Annotated in this window: 2 protein-coding genes; both read right to left on the bottom strand. The window is 46.6% G+C overall.

Annotated elements, in window-relative coordinates:
• Positions 1 to 368 (bottom strand): F-box protein (locus KDK19_RS19645; RefSeq protein ID WP_257292684.1); only part of this gene is annotated, 368 nt, incomplete at its 3' end.
• Between the two features lie 174 nt (positions 369 to 542).
• The coding region (locus KDK19_RS19640) for a WD40 repeat domain-containing protein (protein ID WP_257292683.1) at positions 543 to 1998 on the bottom strand (1456 nt) is incomplete at its 5' end.

Raw genomic sequence — 1998 nt, 5'->3', positions numbered from 1 at the left:
GGTCGCAGCCAGTTACGGAGTTGTTCTTTATCCTCTATGGGAAGGATTTTCTTTAGTTGGTATTGGTGTGGTAAAGAAAACCGTTGAAACCATGTCTTTTCCAGAGCATGGTCGTTTTTAATAACCCAGTTAAAGTGAGTAGAGACTCGTTGTAAACAGGCGATATCCCGAAGCCTCAGGAAACGAAAAATTTTGATTTTTACTTCCTCAGGCAAATCGTGCAATGACGCCGTTTTATTTATTTGCTGGTCAGGTACCGCGATGGTTCTGCCCGCACTGACACCCAATGGTTCTTCCTCCAGCGGAGTGCTCACTGGTAGTAGCGAGGGTGGATCGACTATGCCTGAGTTATTAGTGTTAGAAAACATGTCTGACTTTTCCTAAGTTACGCCCCCAGTTAACAAGGCGCTTCAAAATGGATGTGGACAATTAGAGTCGGTTTTGAAATAAAAGTTCATAACCTGTTTTTAGGTACCGTTAATCAAGCTTCTGTCTTCCAGCACAGGCAGAATGGCGTCCCTTTTATTTGTGACAGCAAACAATCAATCATTCCCCCATAGTCTATTAATTCGTACTTTGTCATCACTACAGATCAACACTACGTGGTAGCCATCGGTGCCAAAGCTGGCTGATCTGATCGAACGATCATGGGACATGGTGACTTTTTCGACCCAACTTCCATCCAACTCCTGACCGTAGATTTTTGCCGTTCTATCTTCACTGTTGGTCAGCACATGGCGACCGTCAGAGCTGAAGGTGGCCGAAGTGACCGAACCCTTATGGGAAATGATGGCTTTTTTGACCCAAGATCCGTCAGCCTTCTTGCCAGAGATTTTCGCCATGCCATCTTTACCGGCGGTCACCAAATGGCGGCTATCGGGGCTGAAGATGGCTGAGCTGACATCATCATCGTGGGAAATGGTGGCTTTATATTCCCATGATCCATCGATCTTCCGGCCATAGATTGTTGCCGTGCCTCTACTGGTCGTTACCAGATGGCCGTCATCGGGGCTGAAGGAGGCTGAGTTGACTTCGTCCTCATGGGAAATGATCGCTTCTTCCCATGAGCCATCGGCCTTCTCAGTAATGATTTTCGCTGTGTTATCGCCACTGGCCGTCAGCAAATGACCGCCATCGGCGCTGAAGCTAGCTGAGTTCATATAGTCATCATGGGAAAAAGTGACTTTTTCTTCCCATGATCCATCGGCCATCTGGTCGAAGATTTTCACCTTGTTAGCGCTATTGACGGTCATCACACGGCTGTCATCGGCGCTAAAGATGGCTAAATCGACCCAATAATTGTGGAAAATGGTGACTTTTTCTTTCCATGCGCCACAGTCCCCCTGACCAAGAATTTTCGCCGTCTTGTCGAAACTGGCGGTCATCACACAACGGCTATTGGCGCTAAAAGTGGCAGAATTGAGAAAATCATCATGGAAAATAGTGAGCTTTTCTTCCCATGTTCCATCATCCTTCTGGCTAATGATTTTCGCCGTGTAGTCGTCACTGGCGGTGACCACATGGCGGCCATCAGGGCTGAAGGTGGCTGATGTGATCAAACCATTATGGATAATAGTAAGTTTATGTATCCATAATCCATCGGCTTGCTGACCATAGATTTTTGACGTGTTATCCCAACTGACGGTCACCACATGGCGGTCATCGGGGCTGAAAGTGGCTGTTTTAACCGAATAACTATGGGTAATGGTCGCTTTTTCTTCCCATGATCCGTTGGCCTTCTGGCTAAAGATTTTTGCCGTGTTGTCATAACTGGCGGTCACCACATGACGGCTATCGGCGCTGAAGCTGGCTGATTTCACAGGGCCATCATGACCAATGATGACTTCTGTATCTACATTAAACTTTTTGCATTTAGACATCAGTAGAGTTTTTTCGAAATAGAACAGAGCAGGAAAATAATTACTATCCCGGTGTTCTATGATTGACTCGACTAACGCTTCATCCTTCGTAAACGGTCGCAGCCAGTTACGGAGTTGT

Source organism: Endozoicomonas sp. ONNA1 (genome assembly GCF_024606325.1).
Lineage (GTDB): Bacteria > Pseudomonadota > Gammaproteobacteria > Pseudomonadales > Endozoicomonadaceae > Endozoicomonas_A.
Note: the sequence above shows the minus strand (reverse complement) of the source record. Positions and strands in the feature narration are given on the sequence as shown.